General features: G+C 65.8%; 27 protein-coding genes. 13 read left to right on the forward strand and 14 right to left on the reverse strand.

Going from position 1 to position 23080, the window contains the following annotated elements; all coding sequences use genetic code 11:
• Positions 1-93: 93 nt before the first annotated feature.
• The 3 genes from ACP15H_RS11010 to ACP15H_RS11020 all read left to right on the forward strand — a co-directional run bounded on the left by ACP15H_RS11010 (position 94) and on the right by ACP15H_RS11020 (position 2061).
• Complete coding sequence (locus tag ACP15H_RS11010; protein WP_425066225.1) at positions 94-720, forward strand: sigma-70 family RNA polymerase sigma factor; 627 nt, start codon at positions 94-96, stop codon at positions 718-720.
• Positions 721-790: 70 nt separating this feature from the next.
• Positions 791-1015 (forward strand): NepR family anti-sigma factor, encoded by a 225-nt coding sequence (locus ACP15H_RS11015; RefSeq protein ID WP_425066226.1) that lies wholly within the window; start codon positions 791-793, stop codon positions 1013-1015.
• A gap of 281 nt (positions 1016-1296) precedes the next feature.
• Positions 1297-2061 carry a glucose 1-dehydrogenase gene (locus ACP15H_RS11020; protein ID WP_425066227.1) on the forward strand — a complete coding sequence of 255 codons (765 nt, stop codon included), beginning with the start codon at positions 1297-1299 and terminating at the stop codon, positions 2059-2061.
• A 4-nt stretch (positions 2062-2065) separates the two neighbouring features.
• On the opposite strand, the gene ACP15H_RS11025 is transcribed toward ACP15H_RS11020, so the two are convergent.
• The 7 genes from ACP15H_RS11025 to ACP15H_RS11055 all read right to left on the reverse strand — a co-directional run bounded on the left by ACP15H_RS11025 (position 2066) and on the right by ACP15H_RS11055 (position 6802).
• Entirely contained in the window at positions 2066-2650 is a 585-nt protein-coding gene (locus ACP15H_RS11025; protein WP_425066228.1) for a hypothetical protein, read from the reverse strand.
• 25 nt (positions 2651-2675) lie between these two features.
• Positions 2676-3185, reverse strand: coding sequence for an A24 family peptidase (locus ACP15H_RS11030; protein ID WP_425066229.1), 510 nt, complete (start codon positions 3183-3185; stop codon positions 2676-2678).
• 16 nt (positions 3186-3201) lie between these two features.
• On the reverse strand, positions 3202-3360 hold the full coding sequence (locus ACP15H_RS11035) for a Flp family type IVb pilin (RefSeq protein WP_425066230.1): 159 nt from the start codon (positions 3358-3360) through the stop codon (positions 3202-3204).
• Between the two features lie 194 nt (positions 3361-3554).
• Positions 3555-4166, reverse strand: a complete 612-nt coding sequence (locus ACP15H_RS11040) for a CDP-alcohol phosphatidyltransferase family protein (protein ID WP_425066231.1) — start codon at positions 4164-4166, stop codon at positions 3555-3557.
• A 6-nt stretch (positions 4167-4172) separates the two neighbouring features.
• Entirely contained in the window at positions 4173-5009 is an 837-nt protein-coding gene (gene pssA / locus ACP15H_RS11045) for a CDP-diacylglycerol--serine O-phosphatidyltransferase (RefSeq protein ID WP_425066232.1), read from the reverse strand.
• A gap of 10 nt (positions 5010-5019) precedes the next feature.
• Positions 5020-5778: a phosphatidylserine decarboxylase gene (locus tag ACP15H_RS11050; RefSeq protein ID WP_425069887.1), complete on the reverse strand. Its 759-nt coding sequence runs from the start codon at positions 5776-5778 to the stop codon at positions 5020-5022.
• A complete protein-coding gene (locus ACP15H_RS11055) occupies positions 5741-6802 on the reverse strand; it encodes a LysM peptidoglycan-binding domain-containing protein (protein WP_425066233.1) in 1062 nt (353 codons plus the stop codon). Before ACP15H_RS11055 ends, ACP15H_RS11050 begins: the two co-directional genes overlap by 38 nt.
• Before the next feature lie 116 nt (positions 6803-6918).
• Here ACP15H_RS11055 and ACP15H_RS11060 point away from each other — a divergent pair, with 116 nt between their 5' ends.
• The 4 genes from ACP15H_RS11060 to ACP15H_RS11075 all read left to right on the forward strand — a co-directional run bounded on the left by ACP15H_RS11060 (position 6919) and on the right by ACP15H_RS11075 (position 11843).
• Positions 6919-7512, forward strand: coding sequence for a TIGR00730 family Rossman fold protein (locus tag ACP15H_RS11060; protein WP_425066234.1), 594 nt, complete (start codon positions 6919-6921; stop codon positions 7510-7512).
• Between the two features lie 128 nt (positions 7513-7640).
• Positions 7641-9863 carry an NADP-dependent isocitrate dehydrogenase gene (locus ACP15H_RS11065; RefSeq protein ID WP_425066235.1) on the forward strand — a complete coding sequence of 741 codons (2223 nt, stop codon included), beginning with the start codon at positions 7641-7643 and terminating at the stop codon, positions 9861-9863.
• Between the two features lie 80 nt (positions 9864-9943).
• Entirely contained in the window at positions 9944-11161 is a 1218-nt protein-coding gene (locus ACP15H_RS11070; protein ID WP_425066236.1) for an NADP-dependent isocitrate dehydrogenase, read from the forward strand.
• Between the two features lie 7 nt (positions 11162-11168).
• Complete coding sequence (locus tag ACP15H_RS11075; protein WP_425066237.1) at positions 11169-11843, forward strand: DUF429 domain-containing protein; 675 nt, start codon at positions 11169-11171, stop codon at positions 11841-11843.
• A gap of 155 nt (positions 11844-11998) precedes the next feature.
• Here ACP15H_RS11075 and ACP15H_RS11080 read toward each other — a convergent pair whose 3' ends face one another.
• From ACP15H_RS11080 to ACP15H_RS11100, 5 genes are all read right to left on the reverse strand, one after another.
• Positions 11999-12973 carry a Bug family tripartite tricarboxylate transporter substrate binding protein gene (locus ACP15H_RS11080; RefSeq protein ID WP_425066238.1) on the reverse strand — a complete coding sequence of 325 codons (975 nt, stop codon included), beginning with the start codon at positions 12971-12973 and terminating at the stop codon, positions 11999-12001.
• On the reverse strand, positions 12970-14115 hold the full coding sequence (locus ACP15H_RS11085; protein ID WP_425066239.1) for a YncE family protein: 1146 nt from the start codon (positions 14113-14115) through the stop codon (positions 12970-12972). The genes ACP15H_RS11080 and ACP15H_RS11085 overlap by 4 nt, the downstream gene beginning before the upstream one ends.
• A 106-nt stretch (positions 14116-14221) precedes the next feature.
• On the reverse strand, positions 14222-14494 hold the full coding sequence (locus tag ACP15H_RS11090) for a DUF2312 domain-containing protein (protein WP_425066240.1): 273 nt from the start codon (positions 14492-14494) through the stop codon (positions 14222-14224).
• A gap of 118 nt (positions 14495-14612) precedes the next feature.
• Positions 14613-15563 (reverse strand): polysaccharide deacetylase family protein, encoded by a 951-nt coding sequence (locus ACP15H_RS11095; protein WP_425066241.1) that lies wholly within the window; start codon positions 15561-15563, stop codon positions 14613-14615.
• Between the two features lie 14 nt (positions 15564-15577).
• Positions 15578-16708, reverse strand: coding sequence for an FAD-dependent monooxygenase (locus ACP15H_RS11100; protein ID WP_425066242.1), 1131 nt, complete (start codon positions 16706-16708; stop codon positions 15578-15580).
• 306 nt (positions 16709-17014) lie between these two features.
• Here ACP15H_RS11100 and ACP15H_RS11105 point away from each other — a divergent pair, with 306 nt between their 5' ends.
• The 4 genes from ACP15H_RS11105 to ACP15H_RS11120 are packed head-to-tail and all read left to right on the forward strand — an operon-like array spanning position 17015 to position 20200.
• Positions 17015-17992 carry an ABC transporter substrate-binding protein gene (locus ACP15H_RS11105; protein ID WP_425066243.1) on the forward strand — a complete coding sequence of 326 codons (978 nt, stop codon included), beginning with the start codon at positions 17015-17017 and terminating at the stop codon, positions 17990-17992.
• Complete coding sequence (locus tag ACP15H_RS11110; protein WP_425066244.1) at positions 17989-18804, forward strand: ABC transporter ATP-binding protein; 816 nt, start codon at positions 17989-17991, stop codon at positions 18802-18804. Before ACP15H_RS11105 ends, ACP15H_RS11110 begins: the two co-directional genes overlap by 4 nt.
• A gap of 3 nt (positions 18805-18807) precedes the next feature.
• Positions 18808-19569, forward strand: coding sequence for an ABC transporter permease (locus ACP15H_RS11115; protein WP_425066245.1), 762 nt, complete (start codon positions 18808-18810; stop codon positions 19567-19569).
• A gap of 37 nt (positions 19570-19606) precedes the next feature.
• Positions 19607-20200, forward strand: coding sequence for a MarR family winged helix-turn-helix transcriptional regulator (locus ACP15H_RS11120; protein ID WP_425066246.1), 594 nt, complete (start codon positions 19607-19609; stop codon positions 20198-20200).
• Positions 20201-20205: 5 nt separating this feature from the next.
• On the opposite strand, the gene ACP15H_RS11125 is transcribed toward ACP15H_RS11120, so the two are convergent.
• Both ACP15H_RS11125 and ACP15H_RS11130 read right to left on the reverse strand, forming a co-directional pair.
• Complete coding sequence (locus ACP15H_RS11125; RefSeq protein WP_425066247.1) at positions 20206-20502, reverse strand: DUF1244 domain-containing protein; 297 nt, start codon at positions 20500-20502, stop codon at positions 20206-20208.
• 61 nt (positions 20503-20563) lie between these two features.
• On the reverse strand, positions 20564-21352 hold the full coding sequence (locus ACP15H_RS11130; protein WP_425066248.1) for an N-formylglutamate amidohydrolase: 789 nt from the start codon (positions 21350-21352) through the stop codon (positions 20564-20566).
• A gap of 29 nt (positions 21353-21381) precedes the next feature.
• Between ACP15H_RS11130 and ACP15H_RS11135 the strand changes: the two genes are divergently transcribed.
• Complete coding sequence (locus ACP15H_RS11135; protein ID WP_425066249.1) at positions 21382-22659, forward strand: glycerate kinase type-2 family protein; 1278 nt, start codon at positions 21382-21384, stop codon at positions 22657-22659.
• Positions 22656-23075, forward strand: coding sequence for a GFA family protein (locus ACP15H_RS11140; protein WP_425066250.1), 420 nt, complete (start codon positions 22656-22658; stop codon positions 23073-23075). The genes ACP15H_RS11135 and ACP15H_RS11140 overlap by 4 nt, the downstream gene beginning before the upstream one ends.
• Positions 23076-23080: the final 5 nt, after the last annotated feature.

Genomic DNA, 23080 nt, shown 5'->3' on the forward strand with positions numbered 1-23080 from the left:
TTTCCAATGGTTTACGAAATTCTCCCGGGCCTGTGTAACCAATCCGCGTCTACAGCATTCGTAATGCAGACGACGCAACCTAGGAGATCGCTAATGGCTACGCAGCCCCTGCAGGACAACGGTACTCGCGACTTTCACGAGCAGCTCAAGACGATCCTGCCCCGCCTGCGCATCTATGCCCTCTCCCTCACTCGGGACCGCGATGCCGCGGACGATCTCGTCCATGACACGGTCATCAAGGCACTGACGGGTCGCAACAGCTTTCAGCCGGGCACCAACCTCGCCGCCTGGCTTTTCCGAATTCAGCGCAACGAGTTCATCTCCGGCCTCCGCCGTCGTCGTCCGACCGTTCCGGTCGATACCGCGATCGCGGAATCTCTTTCGCATCCGCCGCATCAGGACAGCGGGTTGGTGATGCGTGAATTCATGTCGGCGTTTGGCAAGCTGGCGGCGGCCCAGCGTGAGGCGCTGCGCTGGCGGTTCTCGAGGGCCTGCCCTACGAAACCATCGCCGAACATACCGGAGTGTCGGTGGGGACGGTCAAGAGCCGTATCTCACGAGCTCGCGACACGCTCGAGCGCCTCCTCATGGAGGGTGAAGCCCGCCGTCCCGCCGGGGGCGCCCGGTCGTCGAGCGACTCCCGCGAAACCGAGCATGTACTCGAAGCCCGCTGAAGCCCCTTTAAAGTCCGCTGTCTGGGTGCGACAAGGTCATGAGTAGTCCCACGGGGAGAAGTGAATGGGTCGGACGGGATCCCGCGGAGTGGACTTCCGCCTCCGGGGAGCGTGTGATGGCCAATAACAACGACAAGCCTGAGGGTGGACGCGCTGCATCAGCGGCGCGCGCCAGGCCGCGTGGCAATGAACGGCCATTCGATATGTGGCTGCACAAGCAGCTGCATGCCATGTACGATGAGATCGCAAGCGAGCCTTTGCCTGACGATCTCTTGAACCTGATCGAGAAGGACGCAGCCGAGCAGAAGAACGGCAGCTCAGACGAGCCTTCAGAAAAATAGCGCGATCTTCGGGTCGCCTGCCACTTGCGGACCGTCCAGAGAGTGGACCGTCCTAAAGCGGAATAAATCAGGGAACGAATCCTTGAGAGAGAAATGGCGGCGGCCTTGCGACCGCCGCCACCCTTTTCGCAACCAGTCGGTCAGCCCGGCCGACCCGCTGCGAACCCGCTAACTTTTCCCAAATTCCACGCGCTTCTCGCCTGATGTCTGATCAACGGGCCCCCCTGTTTGGGGTTCCACCTCTTCGCTATAGAGGACGGCATGCAACGGGAGGGGTAGCGATGGACCTGTTCGATCTTTCCGGCCGTGTGGCCATCGTCACAGGTGGCAATGGGGGTATCGGACTGGGCATGGCGCTCGGTATGGCGCGCGCCGGCGCCACCGTGGTCGTGGGCGGACGGGATACAATCAAGAACGAGGCGGCCGTTCGGGAACTTCAGTCAACCGGCGCGCAAGCCAGCGCCGCAACCGTCGACGTCCTCGAAGAGGATTCCTGTCGCGCGCTCATTGCCGATACGGTGAAGGCCTATGGCAGGCTCGACATCCTCGTGAACAACGCCGGCATCAACATCCGAAAGCAGCCCCAGGAATACACGCTCGCCGAGTGGCATCAGGTCCTCGACAGCAACCTGACGAGCGCCTTCCTCTGCAGCCACGCCGCCTACCCCGAGATGATGAAGACCGGCGCCGGCAAGATGATCAATATCGGCTCGATGATGTCGATCTTCGGCGCCTCCTTCACCACGGCCTATGCCGCCAGCAAGGGTGGAATCGTCCAGATGACGAAGGCGATGGCGACCGCGTGGGCCAAGGACAATATCCAGGTGAATGCGATCCTGCCGGGCTGGATCGATACCGCCCTGACTCAGCGCGCACGCAGCGACGTGCCGACTCTGCATGACTCGGTGTTGAAGCGTACACCGGCCGGACGATGGGGCACGCCGGACGACTTCGCAGGAATCGCAGTCTTCCTGGCTTCCTCCGCGTCGAACTACGTCACCGGCGCCGCCATCACGGTTGACGGCGGCTACTCGGTCCAGGGCTAGAGGATCAGGGCGAAACGACCCGGCAGGCCGCCCGATCGACGAACAGGTCGGTCTTGGGCCCGTAGACCGTCAGCCCGCCTCGCACGCCGGCCCCGATACCGGGCAGAAGGGCGCGAGTCTCCTCGACGAGCTTGCCGGCGTTGGAAAACCGACAGTCGATCATCGGGGCGAGGGTGCCCGCACTGTTGTTGCTGACATACATGACGACCTGCCAGCGCCTGGCGGGAACCGCGCTGAGGTTGGCATCGCCCATCGTGAGCAATGGCACGCCCGGGCCAGCCGTGGGCGCCGACCAGCTCAACGGGGCGAACTTGGGCCGCTGTATCACGACCCCTTTGATCCGCTCCGCCTGGGCCAGCGGATCGAAGGCGAGATCGGCCGGTGATGGCTTGCCGATCGGCCCCTGCCCGACATTCTCCGGAGTCCAGATCTGGCCCGTCTTGGGGTCACGGAATTCCGGCAAGCCGGACGTCGTCGGTATGTCGACGCTGCTACGCTGCACCGGTGCCGGAGTCTGGGCACCGGCGACAGAAGCCACCATCGCGGCAGTCAGCGCAGTGAGAACCATCTTGGAGGGCGGCCGGAACATCTGATCTCCTTTCGGGATGGCGATCTCAGCCGATGGCCAGCCTCGTTGCAACCCAAAGACCGCCCACGGCGATCGCCGGGCCATAAGGCAGCCTCCCCCGCAAGCGTCCGCGCAACGTGGCCGCTCCCCGACCCGAAACAGGCCCCAGTGGCGCACCTGCGAGAGCCGCCACGCCCAGCAAGCCGCCTGTGATCGACGTTACGAGAAGCAGGTCCACGACCTGCGCCGGTCCCGCAAACAGGCCGACGGCCGCCAGAAGTTTGACATCGCCGCCGCCCAGGATTCCAGCTGCAAAGGCCGCCGCGCCCACAAGAAACAAAGCCCCTGCACAAGCGATCGAAAGGCCGAGAGTCGTGAAGGAATAAGCCTCTTCGACAAGCCCCGCCGCCGCCCACACGCCGAAAAGGGCTGCGATGGCGATCGACAGCCCGTTGGCAATGTGGAGGGTACGAAAATCCTGCCAGGCTGCTGTGATGAGCAACCCGGCCAGGGCGATCAGGCAGCCCGCCTGGAGAAACGTTGCCAGGTCCGGCAAGGCCAGTGGCTCTCGGTCAGTTGAGAGCCGCCGTTCCGAGCACGTGGCTGACCTTGTCGGTCACAGAGCGGATGGAGGCAATGGCGGCGACCGCGATCAACGAGGTGATCAGCGTGTACTCGACCGCTGTGGCGCCCTGATTGTTCTTCATCAAGCGACGGAAAATCGTAAGCATTCCCTGATCTCCAGCCTACACCTGCCGGCCCCACGCCGAATCAACTTAGGAACGTTACTTAACGCAATATCTCAGGTCAATGGAAAGTCGACATTTCTGTGTCATCATTTCTAAGACTATGATTTTTAAAGGGAATATTTGCGGCCCTCCACGGCCACGCGAGCGGGGAGTTCATGCCCCTTCCGGCGCGAAAATCAGGATTCTGACTCTGCCGAATGAGCTTCGAGCACCCGCGCCGCGGCAGTCCAGAAGCATAGTGTCGCCACCCCCGCGGCCAGCCAGGGGAAGAGCTGCGGCAGCAGACAGAAGAAGACGAAGGCAAGGATCGTCTCGGTTCCCTCGATGATGCCGGCGGCATGGAAGAAGGATTTCCGCCCCCTCTTTCCTGGATCTCGTTCGCGGCGGCCGGCGGCGAGGATGGCCCGCCCCAGAAAGGACGCGCAGGTGCCGACGAACGATGCCAGGAGAAGAGCGGCCCAGACGGCATTGTCGGACTGCGCGAGGGCAAATCCCAGGGGGACCGCGGCGTAGAAGATCATGTCGCAGACAATGTCGAGGTAGCCCCCGAAGGCGGAGGGCCGGGTGTGGCGCGCAACCGCGCCATCCAGACCATCGAGAAGGCGATTGAGAAGGATGACCAGCAACGCCATGCCGTACTGCCCGAAGGCCAGCAACGGTACGGCAAGCAGTCCGACTCCCAGCCCGGTCAGGGTGATGGCGTTTGCGGAAATGCCCCACGCCGCAAGCCAGGCCCCTGCCCGATCGAGCGGCGGATCGATCCAGCGGCGCAGGACGGGGTCGAGCATCGCGCGTCAGTCGCGCGGCGGCGAAGACCCCGTATCGACGGAGCGCAGTGGAACGACGCCCGCGATCTCCGCAGCCTGTCGATCCTGTGCCGCCTGACGCCGATAGGCCAGGACGCTGAAGGGAATGAGGCAGATATAGGCCAGTCCGAGCAGGGACAGGGCAATCCACGGTGCGCTGGCCAGCACGCCCATGAACAGGCCCGCGCCCAGCAGCATCGGCAGCACGAGGTGGCGGGGCACCCGCCCCTTCTTGAACGAGAAGGTTGGCAGGCGGCTCACCATCAGGCCGCCGACGACGACCAGTCCAAGGCCGACGAGGACGGCGTGCCGCGGCCAGGCCGCCTCGATCTCGAAGCTCACCATGAGGGGCATCAGCGCGAGCAGCGCGCCCGCCGGAGCCGGCACGCCGGTGAAGAAGGAACCCGTCCAGACGGGTGGCGGCGTATCGGAGACCAGCGCGGTATTGAAGCGCGCCAGCCGAAGCGCCGAGCAGATGGGAAACATGAGGGTGACGACCCAGCCAAGGGCGCCGGCATGCGTCAACGAGGCGAGGTAGAGCACGAGCGCCGGCGCCACGCCGAAGCACAGGAAGTCGGACAGCGAATCGAGTTCGGCGCCGAAACGGCTGGTGACGCCCAGTCGCCGCGCGACGCGACCATCGAGGGCGTCGAAGATCGCCGCGACGATGATGGCGATCACCGCCAGCCGCATCTCTCCCTGGAGGGCGAAGCGGATGCCGGTCAGGCCCGAGCAGAGGGCCGCCAGCGTCAGAACGTTCGGGATCAGGCGATGAATCGAGAACCCGCGTAATCCACTGCGTTGCGAACGCAGGTCGCTGTCCATGTCGGACTCCCTAGAATTCGACGGCGATGCGCGGCTCAGTGACGACGGGATCGAGTTCGGCCATCACCGTTTCGCCACCGATCATGCGCTGGCCCGGAGAAACCAGCAGACGCGCCCCTTCCGGCAGGTAGAGGTCAGTACGACTACCAAAGCGGATATGGCCAAAACGTTCCCCTGCCGCGACCGTCTGCCCGGGTTTCACGTAGCAGACGATGCGGCGCGCCACATACCCGGCGATCTGAACGCAACCGATGACGCGGCCGTCGGCGCGGCGCAGCGCCAGCGCCGTACGCTCGTTGTCCTCGCTCGCCTTGTCGGCATTGGCGCTGAGGAACTTGCCGGGACGATAGGCAACGACATCGACGGTCGCAGCGCAGGGGCTGCGGTTGATATGGACGTCGAAGACGCTGAGGAAGATCGACACCCGCGTCAGCGGCTTGTCGCCCAGCCCCAATTCGGCCGGCGGCACGGCCGGCACCACCATCTGCACGAGCCCGTCGGCCGGCGCGATCAACAACCCGTCATCCTGCGGCACGCCGCGCGAAGGATCTCGGAAGAAATAGATCGACCACAGGGTCAGGACGAACAGGGGCCAGAACAGCCACGCCAGACCGGTCAAGGCAGCCAGAAAGGTCGCGCCGGCAAAAAGGGCGATGAAGCGCCATCCGTCGGAGAGGATGGGCACCAGGAAATTTGCCAGCATGATTTGCGCGCTCTTGGTTGACCGAAGGTCAGTTGACCTTGGGCAGAGTGATGACTTGTCCCGGATATATCAGATTGGGATCGACAATCTGTTCCTTGTTTGCGTCGAAAATGACGGTGTGCCGCCAGCCGGCCCCGTAATGCGCCCGCGCGATGTTCCAGAGATTGTCGCCCCGCACGATGTAGAGGCGGCGCCCGTCTGTGCTCGAAACCGGCGCCACGACCACGCGCTCGAACGGAAGCTCGAGCCGAGCGACCGGCTTGCCGTCCTTGGAGATCCGGTCGAGACGTAGCCGGTGCTTGCCCTGCTCGATCGGATCCGCCGGCATCAGTCGCCAGTGGCCGTCCGCTCCGGCCACCCCTTCCGCCACCATTTTCTCGTTCACGTAGGCCCGCACGGCCGTTCCCGGAGAGGCCAGGCCCGACAGGGTCACCTGGCCGCGGTCGTCGTAAACCAGCGTCGAGAGCGACAGGTCCGCCGACTTCGGCACGCCGGCGGCCGAGGGCGGCTGGACCAGGGTCGGAACGCCAGCGGGCGGCGAGATCATGACCAGCGTCTCTTCGCGCGGCTGGGCCGTCGCGCCTGCCGCCGGCGGCTGCGGCACGATGGCGATCACGGCCTGACCCGACGTGACCGGTGCCTTGCCCTCGATATGCTGGACGACGCGCAATTCGTGCTGGCCGGACGTGAGGGGCGGGTCCTGAACGATGATGACCCATTCGCCACGCGCATCCGACTCGGCCTTGGCGATTTCCTTGCCCCCGTCGAGAAGCACGATCTTGGCGCCCGGGGCCGCGCGACCGGCGATCACGGCCCGGCCGTCGGGCCCGATTCGTGCGACGTCGAACGACGGCAACGCGGCGGCGGCCGACGTTGTCGGCGCAGACGCCGGGACGGCTGCCGGAGCGGCTGCGGCGCCCGGTGGGGCCACGGCGGCGGCAGCCGGCGCAGGCCCGGTTTCGCCGCTGGCGGCCTTCGCCGACCGATCCATGACGGCCTGCTCGCTCAGCTTGCCGCGCCATGCCACCCCGAGGGCGATGGCAATGACCACGGCCCCCACAGCGACCAGCCCGAAAACAGTTCGTGACATCGCCCTCCCAACGGTGCGACCACCATCCCCATGGCGTTCGCGACCACTCTTTGCGAAATGATACCATGTCACCCCGGCGCTGAAACGCGCTGGTTCGTCCCAGAAAAGCAGCTTTCGTGCCCGAATTCACCCCCTCCTCCCTTTGTGTCTTCTGCGGCGCCCGCTTCGGAGCCGATCCCGCCACCCGCGACACCGCCATCGGCCTGGGCAGGCTCCTGGCCGCGGAGGGCATAACCCTGGTCTATGGCGGCGGCGGCGTGGGCCTGATGGGGCTGGTTGCCAATGCCGCACTCGACAATGGCGGCCGGGCGATCGGAATCATCCCGAATTTCCTTCTGCAGCGCGAAGCGGGCCATCCGGCGCTGACCGAGACGGTGGTCGTGGAGACCATGCACGAACGCAAGCTGCAGATGTTCGAGCGCTCCGATGGCTTCGTGGTCCTGCCGGGCGGCATCGGGACCCTGGAGGAGTTCTTCGAGGTCCTGTCCTGGCGGACCCTGGGCCTTCACACCAAGCCGATCGTGATCATCGACCAGGGTGGCTACTGGCAACCTCTGGCAGCCCTGCTGCGCGGTGTCGTGGAGGGCGGTTTCGCCGAACGAACGCATCTCGACCACGTCGCCTTCGTGAGCGAGTTGAAGGACGTCCTGCCGGCGATAGCGGCAATGCCGCCGCCGACCGGCGTCGAAAAGCGTCTGGACCGCGTCTGACGGTAAATCGCCCGCGAGAGCGCCGGTCAGCCGTCTTGCAGGCCCCTCACGGCGGTGCAACAAGACAGGCCTAATTCAGCAATTCATCAACCCAGCCGAACCGAAAAGCGGCGTACGGAGGTGCAGGTATGTCAGATCTCGAAATCGTCTGGACGAAGGTCGATGAGGCCCCTGGGCTCGCGACGTTTTCCCTGCTGCCGATCGTCGAGGCGTTCGTGGCGACGGCGGGCGTGAAGATGAAGCTCAAGGACATCTCCCTCACCGGCCGCATCATCGCCAACTTCCCCGAGAAGCTGAAGCCCGAGCAGAAGATCCCTGATGAGCTGGCCGAACTCGGCAAGCTGACGCTGAAGCCGGAAGCCAACATCATCAAGCTGCCCAACATCTCCGCCTCGATCCCGCAGCTGAAGGCCGCGATCAAGGAGTTGCAGAGCAAGGGCTACGACGTCCCGAACTATCCCGACAGCGACGCCACGCCGGCCGACAAGGAAATCCGCGCCCGCTACGGCAAGGTGCTGGGCAGCGCCGTCAACCCGGTGCTGCGCGAGGGCAATTCCGACCGCCGCGCCGCCGGCGCCGTGAAGCAGTACGCCCGCAAGCACCCGCACAAGATGGGCGCCTGGAGCAAGGATTCGAAGACCCGCGTCCTCCACATGGCGGCCAACGACTTCTACGGTTCCGAGGTCGCGACCACCATCGCGAGCCCGACCAGCGCCCGCATCGAGCTGGTCGCCGCCGACGGCGCGACCACGGTGCTGAAGCCCAAGATTCCGCTCAAGGCCGGTGAGATTATCGACTGCTCGGTGATGAACGCCAAGGCGTTGCGCGCCTTCTACGCTTCTGCGATCGAGGCGGCGAAGAAGGACGGCGTGCTGTTCTCGCTGCACCTCAAGACGACCATGATGAAGATCTCCGATCCCATCCTGTTCGGCCATTGCGTTTCCGTGTTCTTCGCCGACGTGTTCGCCAAGTACGGCGAGACCTTCAAGAAGCTCGGCATCGATCCCGACAACGGCCTGGGCGACCTGCTCACCCGCATCGAGACGCTGCCGGACGCCGAGAAGGCCGCAATCAAGGCCGACATCCAGGCCGAGTATGCCAAGCGCCCCGGCCTCGCGATGGTGAACTCCGACAAGGGCATCACCAACCTCCACGTCCCGAGCGACGTGATCATCGACGCCTCGATGCCGGCGATGATCCGCGAGTCGGGAAAGATGTGGGGCGCCGACGGTCAGCTGCACGACACGATCGCGGCGATTCCCGATCGTTGCTACTCGACCCTGTTCCAGGCCGTCATCGACGACTGCAAGGCGCACGGCGCCTTCGACCCCAAGACGATGGGTTCGGTGCCGAATGTCGGCTTGATGGCGCAGCAGGCCGAGGAGTACGGCTCGCACGACAAGACCTTCGAGATCGCCTCGGCCGGCACGGTGCGCGTGGTGGCCGAGGACGGCGCCGTCCTGATGGAACAGAAGGTGGAGGCCGGCGACGTCTTCCGCATGTGCCAGGTGAAGGACGAGCCGATCCAGGACTGGGTCAAGCTCGCCGTGCGCCGCGCGCGTCTCACCAACACCCCGGCGGTGTTCTGGCTTGACGCCAAGCGCGCCCACGATGCGCAGTTGATCGCAAAGGTCGAGAAGTACCTCAAAAACGAGGACACCAAGGGCCTGGACATCCGCATCATGGCGCCGGTCGAGGCCACCAAGTTCTCGCTCGAGCGCATCCGCCAGGGGCTGGACACGATCTCCGTCACCGGCAACGTACTGCGCGACTACCTGACCGACCTGTTCCCGATCATGGAACTGGGCACGTCGGCCAAGATGCTGTCGATTGTGCCTCTGCTGAACGGCGGCGGACTGTTTGAAACCGGCGCCGGCGGCTCGGCCCCCAAGCACGTCGAGCAGTTCCAGCACGAAGGCTACCTGCGCTGGGATTCGCTGGGCGAGTTCCTGGCACTGGGCGCCTCGCTGGAGCACCTCGCGCAGACGACCGGCAACGAGGACGTCAAGGTGTTGGCCGAGACGCTCGACGAAGCCAACGCCAAGATCCTCGAGGACAACCGCTCGCCCGCCCGCAAGGTCGGTCAGCTCGACAATCGCGGCAGCCATTTCTATCTGGCCAAGTACTGGGCAGAGGCGCTGGCGCGCCGCGACAACAGCACCGCCCTGTCGGCCCGCTTCAAGCCGCTGGCGAAGGTCCTGGAAGAGAACGAGGCCAAGATCGACGCCGAGCTGATCGCCGCGCAGGGCAAGCCGGTGGATACCGGCGGCTATTACCTGCCCGACCAGAAGAAGACGTCTGCCGGCATGCGGCCGAGCAAAACGTTGAACGAAGCTCTCGCTGCCCTCTGAGGCGGCGTCAGGTGAAGCCGCCCCGGGGAACCGGGGCGGCTTTCTAAATTGTGCGTTACGGCAATTGTGAGGTCCGGAAGATGTCGAAGATCAAGGTGAAGAACCCGGTCGTCGAGATGGACGGCGACGAGATGACCCGAATCATCTGGGCGTTCATCAAGGAAAAGCTGATCCTTCCCTATCTCGACATCGACCTGAAGTATTACGACCTGGGGATCGAGAATCGCGACCGGACCGCCGACAAGGTGACCGTCGAGTCGGCCGAGGCGACGAAGAAGTACGGCGTCGCGGTGAAGTGCGCGACCATCACGCCGGACGAAGCGCGCGTGAAGGAATTCGATCTCAAGGAGATGTGGCGCTCCCCCAACGGCACCATCCGCAACATCATCGGCGGCACCATCTTCCGCGAGCCGATCGTCTGCAAGAACGTCCCCCGCCTCGTGCCGGGCTGGACGCATCCGATCGTCATCGGCCGCCACGCGTTCGGCGACCAGTATCGCGCCACCGATTTCGTCGTGCCTGGCAAGGGCAAGCTCACTGTCCGCTTCGAGGGCGAGGACGGCAAGGTGATCGAGCACAACGTGTTCGACTTCCCGGCCGGCGGCGTCGCCATGACGATGTACAATCTCGACGAGTCGATCATCGGCTTCGCGCGCAGCTCTTTCAATTATGGCCTGATGCGCGGCTGGCCTGTCTTCCTGTCGACCAAGAACACGATCCTCAAGCGCTATGACGGACGCTTCAAGGACCTCTTCCAGGAAGTCTTCGACACGGAATTCGCCGACAAGTTCAAGGCGAAGAACATCTATTACCAGCACCGGCTGATCGACGACATGGTGGCCTCCGCCCTCAAGTGGCATGGCGAATTCGTCTGGGCCTGCAAGAACTACGATGGCGACGTCCAGTCCGACACGGTGGCCCAGGGCTTCGGCTCGCTCGGCCTCATGACGTCGGTGCTACTGACCCCGGACGGCAAGACCGTCGAGGCCGAGGCCGCCCATGGCACGGTGACGCGCCACTACCGCGAGCATCAGCAGGGCAAGCCGACCTCGACCAACCCGATCGCCTCGATCTTCGCCTGGACGCAGGCGTTGAAGTACCGCGGCACGTTCGACGACACGCCCGACGTGGTGAAGTTCGCCGAGGCGCTCGAGAAGGTCTGCGTCGAAGCCGTGGAGAGCGGCAAGATGACCAAGGATCTCGCCCTCCTGATCGGCATGAACCAGGCCTATCTGACCACCGAGGAGTTCCTGGCCGTGCTCGACGGCAACCTCAAGACCCAGATGGCCAGCTGGTAAGCCTCGGTTGATCGTCGCCGGCGCCGACGGTTGCCGCACCGGCTGGGTCGTCTGCCGGCGCGCGCCTGACGGCGACCTGGACATAAGCGTCGTGAAGACCCTCGCGGAGGCCTGCGAGGGTCTTTCCATTCTGGCCGTCGACATGCCGATCGGCCTTGTGGACACACCGCGACCGGGCCGTGCCTGCGAGCGCGAAGCCCGGGCTCTCCTGCCCGGCAAGGCCAGCTCGGTCTTTCCCACGCCCTGCCGGCCCGCCCTCGACTGCACCACGCATGCCGAGGCCAATGCCCTCAGCAAGACACTGGGCGTCGGGCTGACCCGGCAGACATTCCATCTCTTCCCGAAGATGCGCGAGGTCGACGCCCTGATGCGCGGCGACGAGGCCTTGCGCCCCATCGTCCACGAAGCCCATCCCGAGCTGGCCTTTGCGCGCATGAACGCGGGCAAGCCGGTGCTCAGCAAGAAGCGCCGGCCCGAAGGCTTTGCCGAGCGCCTCGATCTGCTCGCACGCCACGGCTTCCCGTGGGAGCCGCGGTCGCTCCCCGGTGCGGCACGCGACGACGTGCTAGACGCCATGGCCGTCTGCCGCACGGCCCTGCTGATCGCCCAAGGTACGGCGACGCGCCTGGGACCGGGGCAAGAGCGTGACCGCTACGGCCTGCCGATGAACATCTGGTTCTAAGCGGCTGTTAACAATGGATTTTTCCGCGAGCAGCGGCGACCGCAGCAGCCGGTCGACGCCGCCACCCGTCCAGATTCGGGAGGGGGTGCGACATCCGTTTCATTTATTTCGTTTATTTCGTTTGTTTCGTTTATCCGCCAGGATTCGGCGCCCCGCTACTCCGGTTTGATCCCCGCCGCCTGCAGTACCGGGACCCAGATCGGCTCCTGGACCTTCAGCCAGTCGGCGAGCTGCTGCGGCGTGCCGCCCATGGCGACGAAGCCGCGTTTGGCGAGGTCTTCCTTCTGCTCGGGCGTCGACACGGCGGCATTCAGCGCCTCGTTCAGCCGCGCGATGACCGCCGGCGGTGTCCCCGCGGGCGCCAGCAGCGTGTAGACGATCGTGCCGTCGACATCGCCGGCGCCCAGCTCCTTGAAGGTCGGGATGGTCGGGGCGACCGACGAGCGTTCCAGCGAGGCCATCGCATAGGGCTTGAGCTTCCCGGAGGCGATCTGTTGGGCAACGCTGGTGATGCTCGACATGCCGAGCTTGATGTGGCCGCCCAGCAGGTCGGTCACCAACGGGCCGGTCCCGCGGAACGGCACGTGCGTCAGCTTGATGCCGTTCAGCATGGCGAACTGCTCGGTCGACAGGTGCATCGGGGTGGTGAGACCCGCCGTGCCGTACTGCACCGAGCCCGGTGCCGCCTTCGCCGCAGCAATGATCGCCTTGAGATCGGGCCATGGTGCATCGTGGCTGCCGACGAGCACGGATTCCTGCTTGGCGATGAAGCCGATCGGCACGAAGGCCGTCTTCGCGTCGAAGCCGAGCTTGGCCACGATGTGCGGGTACAGAGGCAGGTTGTTGGCGCTGACCACCATCCAGTGGCCATCCGCCGGCTGCTTGGCCACGAATTCGTGGGCGATGCTGCCCCCGCCTCCGCCCTTGTTGTCGACGATCACGGTGCCCCCCAGCGCCTTCTGCATGGGTTCCTGGACCGCCCGCGCGAGCGAATCGGTGCCGCCGCCCGGCGGAAACGGCACGACGATATGAACCGGCTGCGACGGGAAGGTCTGGGCCTGCGCCGCGGGCACCCCGCCCGCCGCAAGGGCGGCGAGCGGGAGTTTGAGTACGATACGCCGCTGGATCATCGGTCGGTCGAACTCCTGACGGCCGCGGCACCGCCGCCGACATCGATCTTCTGACCGGTGTCGGTGACCTTGCCGTTGTCGTTCTTGAACACCTGCAGGTTCTTCTCGTTCATGTTCTGAACGACGATGACGGAGCCATCGCGCGAAAAGGACGCTCCCTGGGACCAGCCGCCGATCTGTGCCTCGCCGGTCTTGGTCAGCCCCGCGCCGTCGAGCTTGTAGAGCACGAGCATCCCGTTGGGCTTGTATTGCGGTGCATCCTTGGGCCGCGTCGAGCCGGCATGCGCCACTCCGGCGATCCAGCGCCCGTCGCTCGACATGATCATGCCCTCGAGATTCTCATGACCGATGTCGGCGGTCCCCACGATCTTGCCGCTGGCGAGGTCGATCACGGTGAGGATGCCGTTGCCCTTGGGATCGCCGAGGCTTGCCACGACGGCGGTCTTGCTGTCGGGCGTCACCGAAACGGCATAGGGTCGCGGTGCCACATCGAGCACCGAAGACGAGCTGACGGTGTCGCCGCCCAGCTTCATCAGCTCGACCTTGGCGTCGCCATTGCGGGTCACCACGCCGGTCGCACCGTCCGGCGACACAGCCATGTGGCTGAGCAGCGTCTTGGCGTCCATCAGCGGCACGGTCTTGACCAGCTTCACGTCCTTGCCGTCGATCGAGAGGATCGAGATCGATCCGGCCATGCGATTGGCGACAAAGGCGCGCTTGCCGTCCCGGGTGATCGAGATGCCGGCAGCGCCCGGGCCGGTAGTCAGCGTACCGAGAATCTTCCGGTCCTTGAGATCGACGACGGTCACGCGATCGTCGGGGACAAGCTTGGTCGGATCGGCCGGATCGAGCTTCGACGAGGAGGCGACCAGCGCAATCGACTCGTCCGGCGTGATCGCCACCGAAAGCGGTGGCCCGACCACGCTGCCCGGCACGTTCGACACGGTGCCCACGACCTTCACCGGCAGGGCGCCGAGATCCAGGATGGTGACGGTGTCGGGCGGCGGGTTGGTGACGTTCTTGTTGATGCCGTTTTCCTGGGTGATCTTGTGATCATTCGAGGAAACGGCGATCTGTGCATGCGCCTGAACGGCGCCAAGACTCAACGCGACGCAAACGCCCGCAATGAACGTGTTTCGCATGGGAGTTCCTCCTCGGCCCGCTCCTGTAACCGGAGCATTCTGCCGTCGGGGACCCTACCGCCTCGCCCTGGCGCGCGAAATCAAATTTCCGTTGCTGTCCGGAGCGTCAGACCATTCCGAGAGCGTGCTTGTAGACGTCGAGAAGCGTCTCGGCTTCCGCGCGATCGGCGGCGTCCATGGAGCGAAGCGACACGATCTTGCGCATGGTCTTCACGTCGTAGCCGACGCCCTTGGCCTCGGAATACACGTCCTTGATGTCGCCGCCGATGGCCTTGCGCTCTTCCTCGAGCTTTTCGATGCGCTCGATGAAGCTCTTCAGGCGCTCGGCCGAGATCGGGCCAGCTTTGGTCTTCTTGGAAATCGAGCTTCCGTCCGGCATGTCCAACTACTCCATGGTCCGACCGGCAAGACCATAGAAGCGACCACCATGTCCACTCAATTACATCGATGCCCTGAAACGTGGGGATAACGGGGACTGTGGCCCGGCCAGGGGCGTTCTATGCACGGGCCGGAAAGTGTGTTTGCCAGTGCCGCGCGACGTCGAGCCCCCGGCAGAACCAGACCCCTTCGCGGGAAGTCGCATGCTGCAGGAACTTGACGAGACCGCCCGCGCGGCCCGGCCGTCCGATCAGCCGATCGTGGAGCCCGATCGACAGCAGCTTCGGAGCCCCGGCCGCTCCCTCCTCGTAGAGGAAATCGAAGGCGTCGCGCATGTACTCGAAGAAGTCCTGGCCGGTCGAGAAGCCGGAATTCGCGTCGAAGCGATTGTCGTTGGCTTCGTAGGAATACGGGATCACCAGATGCGGGCCATGCGCGGTTTCGACCCAATAGGGCAGTTCGTCGGCGAGCGAGTCCCGATCGTAGAGAAAGCCGCCCTCCTCGGCCACCAGCCGCCGCGTGTTCTCGCCGGGACGGCCGGTCATCCAGCCGAGCGGCCGGCTTCCGGTGAGACGCGACAGGATCTCGACCGCCTGACCGATATGCTGGCGCTCGGTCGCCTCGTCGACCTCGCCATAGTCGATCCAGCGATAGCCGTGGCTGACCATCTCGTGGCCGCGCTCGACGCAGGCCCGGGCGAGCAGCGGATTCTGTTCGAGCGCGCGGGCAACGCCCAGGACGCTGACCGGCACCGAGAATCTCGCGAAAATGTCCAACAGCCGCCAGGCGCCGCGCCGGCTGCCATACTCGAATACCGATTCGACCAGTGGCACCCTGCGCCCGGCCTTGGTGTCCACGCCGATGTCGTTCAGCATCCCTTCCGATACCGCGTCGCCATTGGCCAACGTCGATTCGCCGCCGCCCTCGACGTTGAGGTTGAAGTTGACGGCGATCCGGGCGTTGCCCGGCCAGTGCGGATGGGGCGGTCGCTCGCCATAGCCAACGAGATCGCGGACCTTCATCGCGTCGGGGCGGATGTCGCTGGCGGCAGCGGGATCGAATGCGGACATTGGCGGCTCCGGGATCAAGGGGCGACGTCGAGCGGGGCCGTGCTGGGATCGTAGGCGAAGAACCAGTCGACCTCCGTCGGCCCGTGCATCCAGGTATTGGCGATCGAGATCCGCTGCACTTCAGCGACCCGTGGAATCCGGTTGGCGGCATAACGCCGGAAGGCCGCCCCCGTGTCGGAGGCCTCGACGATGCAGCGATGGAGGATGGCGGCGTCCTCGATGGCCATCGAGCCGCCGGCCGCCATGAACGGCCGCACGGCGTGGCAGGCGTCGCCCATCAGCACGACGCGGCCCTTGTGCCACGTGTCATTGCGCGGCCGGTCCATGATTGGCCAGACGGACACGTCCGTCGCCGCCTCGGCCGCCCGCAGCAGCTCGGGATGGAAACCCTCCAGCGCCGAGACGAAATCGTCGCGCGTGCCGGGGATCGGCGAGCCGTCGCCGTCCCAGCGATCGGCCGGAATGGCGGCCATGACATAGACCTCGTCCCGTCGCGCCGTCATGTAATAGACCAGCACGTGGCGATCCGGTCCCCACCATTTGGTGCAATCGCGGATCCCGAGGTCGCCGAGACGCTCGGCGGGAAAGACGGCGCGCGGCGCGATGCGTCCGATGAAGCGCGGCTCTTCCTTGCCCAGGATCTCGTCGCGCACGCGCGAACGAATGCCATCGGCACCGATCACGATATCGACTTCGGCGCTGGCGCCGTTGTCGAAGTCCAGCCTGATTCCGGCCGCTGTCTCGTCAAGACCCGCAAGCCGGTGCCCGAACCGAATCGTTCCCGGGGCGAGCGGCGTCTGCAGAATGCGATGCAGGTCGGCGCGGTGAATGTTCACGAAGGGACCGTCGAAGCGAGCCTCGCAGGCCGCGTCGAAGACCAGTTCGTACAGCGTCTCGCCGCTGTCCCATGCCCTGCTGACGAAGGCATCCGGCCGAATGCCGGTTTCGGTGAAGCAGCGCTCGAGACCAAGCGATCGGAGGACCTTGGCGACGTTGGCCCCGAGGATGATGCCGGCGCCGATCCTCGAGAAATTCGGCGTCTGCTCGTAGACGGCAACGGGGTATCCGTCGCGCTGCAAGAGTGCCGCCACTGTCAGCCCCGCCAACCCGCCGCCGACCACTGCGATTCGCGTCTGCCGATCCATCCGCCCACCTCGATCACGACCTTCGAAGCCCCTTCCTAAATCATTCGCTATCGAATGAATAGAGGCGCCAATGCAGTTGCGTCCGAAAAGAGCGCCTCATCTACAGACCGACATATGCCACAAGTTCAGCATTTTGGTGGCCATTTTGATCAAGAGTTGAGCAGTCGCAAAACAGCCCAATTGGAAATCACTCCTGGCTTTTCATTCGATATGGAATGAAATATGCAGAGGCATCGGGACGCTCAGTGCGGCGAGGGCGCCGCAGCCTGCCGGGGGCCATCCCAGTTCGAACCCAGGGTGTGATCTATGAAACTGTTTGGACATCTCGCCGCCGCAATCGGCCTTGTCGCCGGCATGGCCGGGGCCAGCGTGGCGCCGGCCCGCGCGGCCGATGTGAACTTCATTACCGATTTCGGCTTCAACGGACGGCACGCCTATTTCTACGTCGCGCGCGAGAAGGGCTACTACAAGGAAGCGGGCCTCGACGTGACGTTCCTGCGCGGCCAGGGCTCGGCCGATGCGATCAAGAAGGTGGCCGCCGGCCTCGCGACCATCGGCTTTGCCGACGCGGGCTCGCTGGTACTGGCCCGCGGCAATGACGGCGTGCCGGTGAAGCTGGTCTCGATCGTCTACGCCCGGCCGCCGCAGGCGATCTTCGGCGTGAAGGGCGCCGGCATCGCCTCTCCCAAGGATCTCGAAGGCAAGACCATCGCCGACACCGCGTCGAGCTCGGTCCGCCTGCTGTTCCCGGCCTTCGCCAAGGCGGCCGGCATCGACGCCAACAAGGTGAAATGGGTCGTCGCGGAAGGCTCCGCCCTGCCCTCGCTGCTCGCCAACGGGCGGGTCGACGCGATCGGCCAGTTCTCGGTGGGAGAACCGCTGATCGCAGCCGCGATCGCGCCCAAGGAAACGGTCCGCATCGCCTACAAGGACTCCGGACTGGACTTTTACGGCAACGGACTGATCGCGTCTGAAGAGACGATCGCCAAGCAGCCCGAACTCGTGCGCGCCTTCGTCAAGGCAACGATCAAGGGCATGAAGGATGCCTTCGCCAACCCGTCCGAGGCGGCCGCCATCATGGCCAAGTACCAGAAGGAACTGGCGCCCGCGATCATCGAAGGCGAGACCAAGCTCGTCGGTGAGCTCGCCACCGTCCCCGGTCAACCGCTGGGCAGCATCAACCCGAAGAGCATCGCGGGAACCATCGACGTCATGTCGGCCAACTTCACCCTGAAGTCTCCCGTCCAGCCGGCGCAGCTCTACGCTCCGGGCTTCGTCGAATGATCGCGGCCGCCGGTGGCCTGGCGGCCGCCCCTCCGCCGGCGGCGGATGTGGCGGCCATCGATCTGCGGGGTGTGAGCAAGCACTACCCCGGCGCGGCGGGAACGTCGGTCCATGCGCTCGGCCCGATCGATCTGCGTATCCCGACCGGCAGCTTCGTGGCCGTGGTCGGCCCTTCCGGTTGCGGCAAGTCGACCCTGTTGCGGCTGGTTGCCGGCCTCGAAATGCCCGACACGGGCACCATGACGCGCTACGGCACGCCGCTCGACGCGCCGTCTCACGAGGTGGGCATCGTGTTCCAGGAGCATGTGCTGTTCCCCTGGAACACGGTGCTGGAGAACGTGCTGCTCCCGGCCGAGGTGCTCGCGCTGCCCAAGGCGGCGGCGCGGGAGCGCGCCTTGCGGCTGCTCGAGATGACGGGCCTCGCTGCCTTCGCCAATCACCGGCCACAGATGCTGTCCGGCGGCATGCGCCAGCGCGCGGCGCTCTGCCGGGCGCTGCTGGCCGATCCGCGCCTGCTGCTGCTCGACGAACCTTTCGGCGCACTCGATGCGCTCACGCGCGAGGAGCTTTCGCTCGAACTGTCCGGCCTCTGGCAGGATCTCGGACGCACCGCCTTCCTGATCACGCACGACATCGAGGAGGCCATCCTGCTCAGCGACCGCGTGCTGGTGATGTCGCCGCGTCCGGGCCGTATCCGCGCCGACTTCGAGATCGATCTGCCGCGCCCGCGCAATGCCGACACGCCGCGGCTGCCGCGCTTCCAGGAGCTCAAACAGCAGATCCGCGACATCATCTTCGACCGCCGGACCTGACCCATGAGTGCGTCCCCCTCCTCGCGCCTGGCCGGCCGCGCCACGATTCCTGCCGTCTACCTGGTGCTGCTCGTTGCCTGGGAAGTGTCCGTCCGCGTCTTCGCGATTCCCGCCTGGATCCTGCCGGCCCCCAGCGAGATCGGAAGGACGGCGCTGCAATGGGCGCCCGAACTCGGCCTCAACAGTCTCGTGACCTTGCGTGAGACGATGGTGGGCTTCCTGCTCGCCATCGCGCTGTCGCTGCCGCTGGCCGTGCTGATCGCCCTGAATGCGACTGCCCGCCGGCTCCTCTATCCGATCCTGCTCGGCCTCCAGTCGGTGCCAAAGGTCGCCGTGGCTCCTCTGATCATCCTATGGCTCGGTCTTTCGGAATGGCCGAAGATCGTGATCGTGGTCCTCGTCTGCTTCTTCCCGATCCTGGTCAACCTGATCGCGGGACTGGAAGCCGCCCCGCGCACCATGCTCGACCTCATGCGGTCGCTGGGCGCGTCCCAGCACATGATCTTCCGGCGTCTTAGAATTCCCGTGGCGCTGCCGCACTTCTTCACCGGCTGCAAGGTGGCGGTGACCTTCGCCGTCATCGGCTCGGTGATCGGCGAGTTCGTGGCCGCGCAGGAAGGGCTGGGCTACCTCATCCTGATCTCGACGTCGCAGTCGCAGACCCCTCTCGCCTTCGCCGCCATCGCCCTGCTGACCCTGCTCAGCATCGCTCTCTTCCATGGCATCGAATGGATCGAGCGCCGGGTCGTCAACTGGACGCCCTGAACCCGCGCGTGCCATGACGGGTTTCGACGGAGGAAAAATGCGCAGCGGCAAGCCGGACATCGAAGGCACCCCGGAAACGCCGGAGGCGAAGCCGCAGCGTCCGGGCCGGCGCCCGACGGCCGGCGCCCGCGCCGCGCGCGATCAGGTGGACGCCATCTTCTCGCAGTGGCGCACCGAGCGGCCCGACATCGACACCAGCCCGGTGCAGATCTACGGGCTGATTGCGCGCATCCAGATCCAGTGCACCGCCTTCATCGAGGAAGCGTTGGTTCCGTTCGGCCTGACCCGCGGCACGTTCGACGTGCTGACCGCGCTGAGGCGCTCCGGCACACCCTACTGCCTGACGCCCAAGCAGCTCGTGCAGTCGCTGCTGCTCAGCGGCGCCGGCCTCACGAGCCGGTTGAACAAGCTGGAATCCCAGAACCTGATCGCCCGTCTCGCCGAGCCGAGCGACCGCCGGACGCTGCGGGTCCAGCTCACGGCCTCGGGCGAAGCCGTCATCAACGAAGCCATCCCCCGCGTCTTCGACGTACAGCGCAGCCGGCTGCAGAAGCTCGGCGACGACGGGCAGAAGCGGCTTCTCGAGGAACTGTCGCGCTTCGCCGAAGCGATCGACAGCTGGCCCGGCTAGTCCTTTCAGTCGTGCTTGTGGGCCTTGTCGAAGGCCTTCTTCTGGTCGGCCGACGCATCCTTCTGATGCTTGGCCTTCCACTCGTCATAGGGCATGCCGTAGACGATCTCGCGGGCCTTCGGATCGGCGATCTCGATGCCCTGCTTGCCGGCCTCCTCGCGATACCAGCGCGACAGGCAGTTGCGGCAGAAGCCGGCCAGGTTCATCAGGTCGATGTTCTGGACGTCGGTCCGCTCCTGGAGGTGCGACACCAGACGCCGGAAGGCGGCGGCTTCGAGTTCCGTGCGGGTCTTGTCATCCATGCTCGCCTCCTTGGGGGTGCAGGCCGATATCGTCGTGCCGATATAGGGTCGATCCTCGCGCTTAGCCAGACGCCGCCGCGGTCTGCGTGAGGGCCTTTGCGACGGCGGCCGAGATCGGCGGCGCCAGCCGGCTGCCCCAGGCGCGTGCATCGTCCGGCGTGCTCATGAGATCCTGCCGGACTTCCAGCGAACAATGCGGCAGCGCCCGCGACCGGGCATGGGCGGTCAGCGTGTATTCGTAGGACGCGCGCGCCGAATAGGGTTCGTTGTCGCCCACCACCAGCGAAGGATCGCGGCGCAGCTCTTCCAGCAGCGGCTCGGGCAGGCGCGGATCGTCGTTCCACAGCACACCGACATGCCAGGGGCGGACAAAGCCCTTCATCACCGGGGTGAAACTGTGCATCACCAGCAGGCAGACCGTGCGTCCGCCTTCGGTCATGGCGTCGAGCAGCCGGTCGACCTCGCGATGGTAGGGCCAGAAGCAGGCCTCGGCACGGGCGTCGACCTGTTCTTTGGTCAGGTCCTTGTTGGCCGGAATCACCGTCTCGTCGCTGATCTCCGGCGTCGAGCCCTCGCCGCCCGGCCAGCGGTTGCAGTCGATCACCAGCCGCGAGTAGCCGGAGGCGACCAGGGGCGCATCGAGCGCCTTCGCCAGTTCGATCGCCGCGTCGAGCCCGCCGATGTCCCAGCCGATGTGCCGCGCCAGCTCGCTCCCGGGAATCCCGAGATCGCCCAGCGCCTGCGGCACCGCCTTGCTGGCATGATCGCAGAGCAGCAACAGCGGCGCCTGACCCTGTTCGTTGAAGACGGAGAACGGCGGCGGATCGCCCGGCCGGAGCAACGGTTGCATCGCGCCCCTATAGTGCGAAGATCGCGCAAATGAAAGATGCCGACGCCCGCGCCCTGCTGCGCGCCCTCTTCGATGCCGCCCTTGCCGCCGCACGTCCCGCCACCTGCCTTGCGCCCTACATCGAGAGACTGCAGCCACCCAAGGGCCGGACCATCGTGATTGGTGCCGGCAAGGCCAGTGCCGCCATGGCCCGCGCCGTCGAGGACCAGTGGCCCCATCCGCTCGAAGGGCTGGTGGTGACGCGCTACGGCTATGGCGAGACCTGCAAGCGCATCGAGATCGTCGAGGCCGCGCATCCCGTTCCCGACGACAAAGGCCGCGAGGCCGCCGGCCGCATCTACCAGCGCGTCCAGGGGCTGAGCGCCGACGATCTCCTGCTGTGCCTGATCTCGGGCGGCGCCTCGGCCCTGCTCGCCCTGCCGGCGCCGGGCCTCACCCTGAACGACAAGCAGGAGGTCAATCGCGCGCTGCTGAAGTCGGGCGCCAACATCGTCGAGATGAACACGGTGCGAAAACACCTCTCGGCGATCAAGGGCGGCCGGCTTGCGATCGCCGCCCAGCCCGCGCGCGTTCTGTCGTGGCTGATCTCCGACGTGCCGAACGATGACCCCGGCGTCATCGGCTCTGGTCCTACCGTCGCCGACAGGACGACCTTCGCCGACGCGCTCGCCGTGCTCGCGAAGTATCGCATCGATCCTCCATCGGCCGTGCTCAGGCATCTTCAGGAAGGCGCCGCCGGTCGCATCGAGGAGACGCCGAAACCCGGCGACCCGCGCCTCGCCAATGTCGAGACGATCATGGTGGCCACGCCCAAGCGCTCGCTCGAGGCCGCCGCCGCTGTCGCCAAAGAGCATGGCGTCGAGGTCGTCATGCTGGGCGACAATCTCGAGGGCGAGGCCCGTGAACTCGGCGCCGCGCACGCGCGCCAGGCCCTCGAGATCGCGAGGCGCGGCGGCAAGCCGGTGGCCATCCTCTCGGGTGGCGAGACCACCGTTACGGTGCGCGGCACGGGCCGTGGCGGCCGCAACGTCGAATATCTGCTGGCCGAGGCCATCGCCGCCGACGGCGCGGCTGGCATCTGGGGCCTGTCGGCCGATACCGACGGCGTCGACGGCGCCGAGGATGTTGCCGGCGCGGTGTTCACGCCCGATACGCTCGCCCGGGCGCGCGCCCAGGGCCGCGACCCGCAGGCCATGCTCGACGACAATGACGGGCACGGCTTCTTCGAGCTGCTGGGCGATGGCCTGATCACCGGCCCGACGCGAACCAACGTCAACGACTTCAGGGTCACCCTGATCGCGCCATGACGAGCTATCCCGGCTCCTGCCACTGCGGCGCGATCGCGATCACGCTCACCTCCGACAAGAAGCCCGAGGAGATGCGGGTCGGACGCTGCGGCTGCAGCTTCTGCCGCCGTCACGGCGCCCGCACCATGGGAGATCCGACCGGAAGCGTGGAATTTCGCAGCGCACCAAATGCCCTGTCGCGCTACCGCTTCGGCCTCGGCATCACCGATTACCTGCTTTGTGCCCGTTGCGGCACCTATGTCGGCGCCGTGATGCCCGAGGCGGATGGCACCATCGGCATCGTCAACGTCAACGCGCTCGACATCAGCGACAGCTTCGATGCTGCACCGACGTTGCATCACTACGACGGCGAGGACGAGACCCGACGGCGCTCCCGGCGCCGAAAGTTCTGGATGCGCGCAACCGTGATCGCCTAGGGTCG

It is taken from the genome of Reyranella sp. (assembly GCF_965249915.1).
Lineage (GTDB): Bacteria > Pseudomonadota > Alphaproteobacteria > Reyranellales > Reyranellaceae > Reyranella.

What these genes read in the sequence shown, in the direction of transcription:
- ACP15H_RS11025 (WP_425066228.1), bottom strand. Translation starts at nt 2,650, where the DNA reads ATGTTCCGGCCGCCCTCCAAGATGGTTCTCACTGCGCTGACTGCCGCG.
- ACP15H_RS11095 (WP_425066241.1), bottom strand. Translation starts at nt 15,563, where the DNA reads ATGTCCGCATTCGATCCCGCTGCCGCCAGCGACATCCGCCCCGACGCG.
- ACP15H_RS11130 (WP_425066248.1), bottom strand. Translation starts at nt 21,352, where the DNA reads ATGCAACCGTTGCTCCGGCCGGGCGATCCGCCGCCGTTCTCCGTCTTC.
- ACP15H_RS11015 (WP_425066226.1), top strand. Translation starts at nt 791, where the DNA reads ATGGCCAATAACAACGACAAGCCTGAGGGTGGACGCGCTGCATCAGCG.
- ACP15H_RS11080 (WP_425066238.1), bottom strand. Translation starts at nt 12,973, where the DNA reads ATGATCCAGCGGCGTATCGTACTCAAACTCCCGCTCGCCGCCCTTGCG.
- ACP15H_RS11100 (WP_425066242.1), bottom strand. Translation starts at nt 16,708, where the DNA reads ATGGATCGGCAGACGCGAATCGCAGTGGTCGGCGGCGGGTTGGCGGGG.
- ACP15H_RS11135 (WP_425066249.1), top strand. Translation starts at nt 21,382, where the DNA reads ATGAAAGATGCCGACGCCCGCGCCCTGCTGCGCGCCCTCTTCGATGCC.
- ACP15H_RS11090 (WP_425066240.1), bottom strand. Translation starts at nt 14,494, where the DNA reads ATGCCGGACGGAAGCTCGATTTCCAAGAAGACCAAAGCTGGCCCGATC.
- pssA (WP_425066232.1), bottom strand. Translation starts at nt 5,009, where the DNA reads ATGGACAGCGACCTGCGTTCGCAACGCAGTGGATTACGCGGGTTCTCG.
- ACP15H_RS11105 (WP_425066243.1), top strand. Translation starts at nt 17,015, where the DNA reads ATGAAACTGTTTGGACATCTCGCCGCCGCAATCGGCCTTGTCGCCGGC.
- ACP15H_RS11070 (WP_425066236.1), top strand. Translation starts at nt 9,944, where the DNA reads ATGTCGAAGATCAAGGTGAAGAACCCGGTCGTCGAGATGGACGGCGAC.
- ACP15H_RS11055 (WP_425066233.1), bottom strand. Translation starts at nt 6,802, where the DNA reads ATGTCACGAACTGTTTTCGGGCTGGTCGCTGTGGGGGCCGTGGTCATT.
- ACP15H_RS11010 (WP_425066225.1), top strand. Translation starts at nt 94, where the DNA reads ATGGCTACGCAGCCCCTGCAGGACAACGGTACTCGCGACTTTCACGAG.
- ACP15H_RS11020 (WP_425066227.1), top strand. Translation starts at nt 1,297, where the DNA reads ATGGACCTGTTCGATCTTTCCGGCCGTGTGGCCATCGTCACAGGTGGC.
- ACP15H_RS11035 (WP_425066230.1), bottom strand. Translation starts at nt 3,360, where the DNA reads ATGCTTACGATTTTCCGTCGCTTGATGAAGAACAATCAGGGCGCCACA.
- ACP15H_RS11140 (WP_425066250.1), top strand. Translation starts at nt 22,656, where the DNA reads ATGACGAGCTATCCCGGCTCCTGCCACTGCGGCGCGATCGCGATCACG.
- ACP15H_RS11120 (WP_425066246.1), top strand. Translation starts at nt 19,607, where the DNA reads ATGCGCAGCGGCAAGCCGGACATCGAAGGCACCCCGGAAACGCCGGAG.
- ACP15H_RS11065 (WP_425066235.1), top strand. Translation starts at nt 7,641, where the DNA reads ATGTCAGATCTCGAAATCGTCTGGACGAAGGTCGATGAGGCCCCTGGG.
- ACP15H_RS11085 (WP_425066239.1), bottom strand. Translation starts at nt 14,115, where the DNA reads ATGCGAAACACGTTCATTGCGGGCGTTTGCGTCGCGTTGAGTCTTGGC.
- ACP15H_RS11115 (WP_425066245.1), top strand. Translation starts at nt 18,808, where the DNA reads ATGAGTGCGTCCCCCTCCTCGCGCCTGGCCGGCCGCGCCACGATTCCT.
- ACP15H_RS11040 (WP_425066231.1), bottom strand. Translation starts at nt 4,166, where the DNA reads ATGCTCGACCCCGTCCTGCGCCGCTGGATCGATCCGCCGCTCGATCGG.
- ACP15H_RS11125 (WP_425066247.1), bottom strand. Translation starts at nt 20,502, where the DNA reads ATGGATGACAAGACCCGCACGGAACTCGAAGCCGCCGCCTTCCGGCGT.
- ACP15H_RS11110 (WP_425066244.1), top strand. Translation starts at nt 17,989, where the DNA reads ATGATCGCGGCCGCCGGTGGCCTGGCGGCCGCCCCTCCGCCGGCGGCG.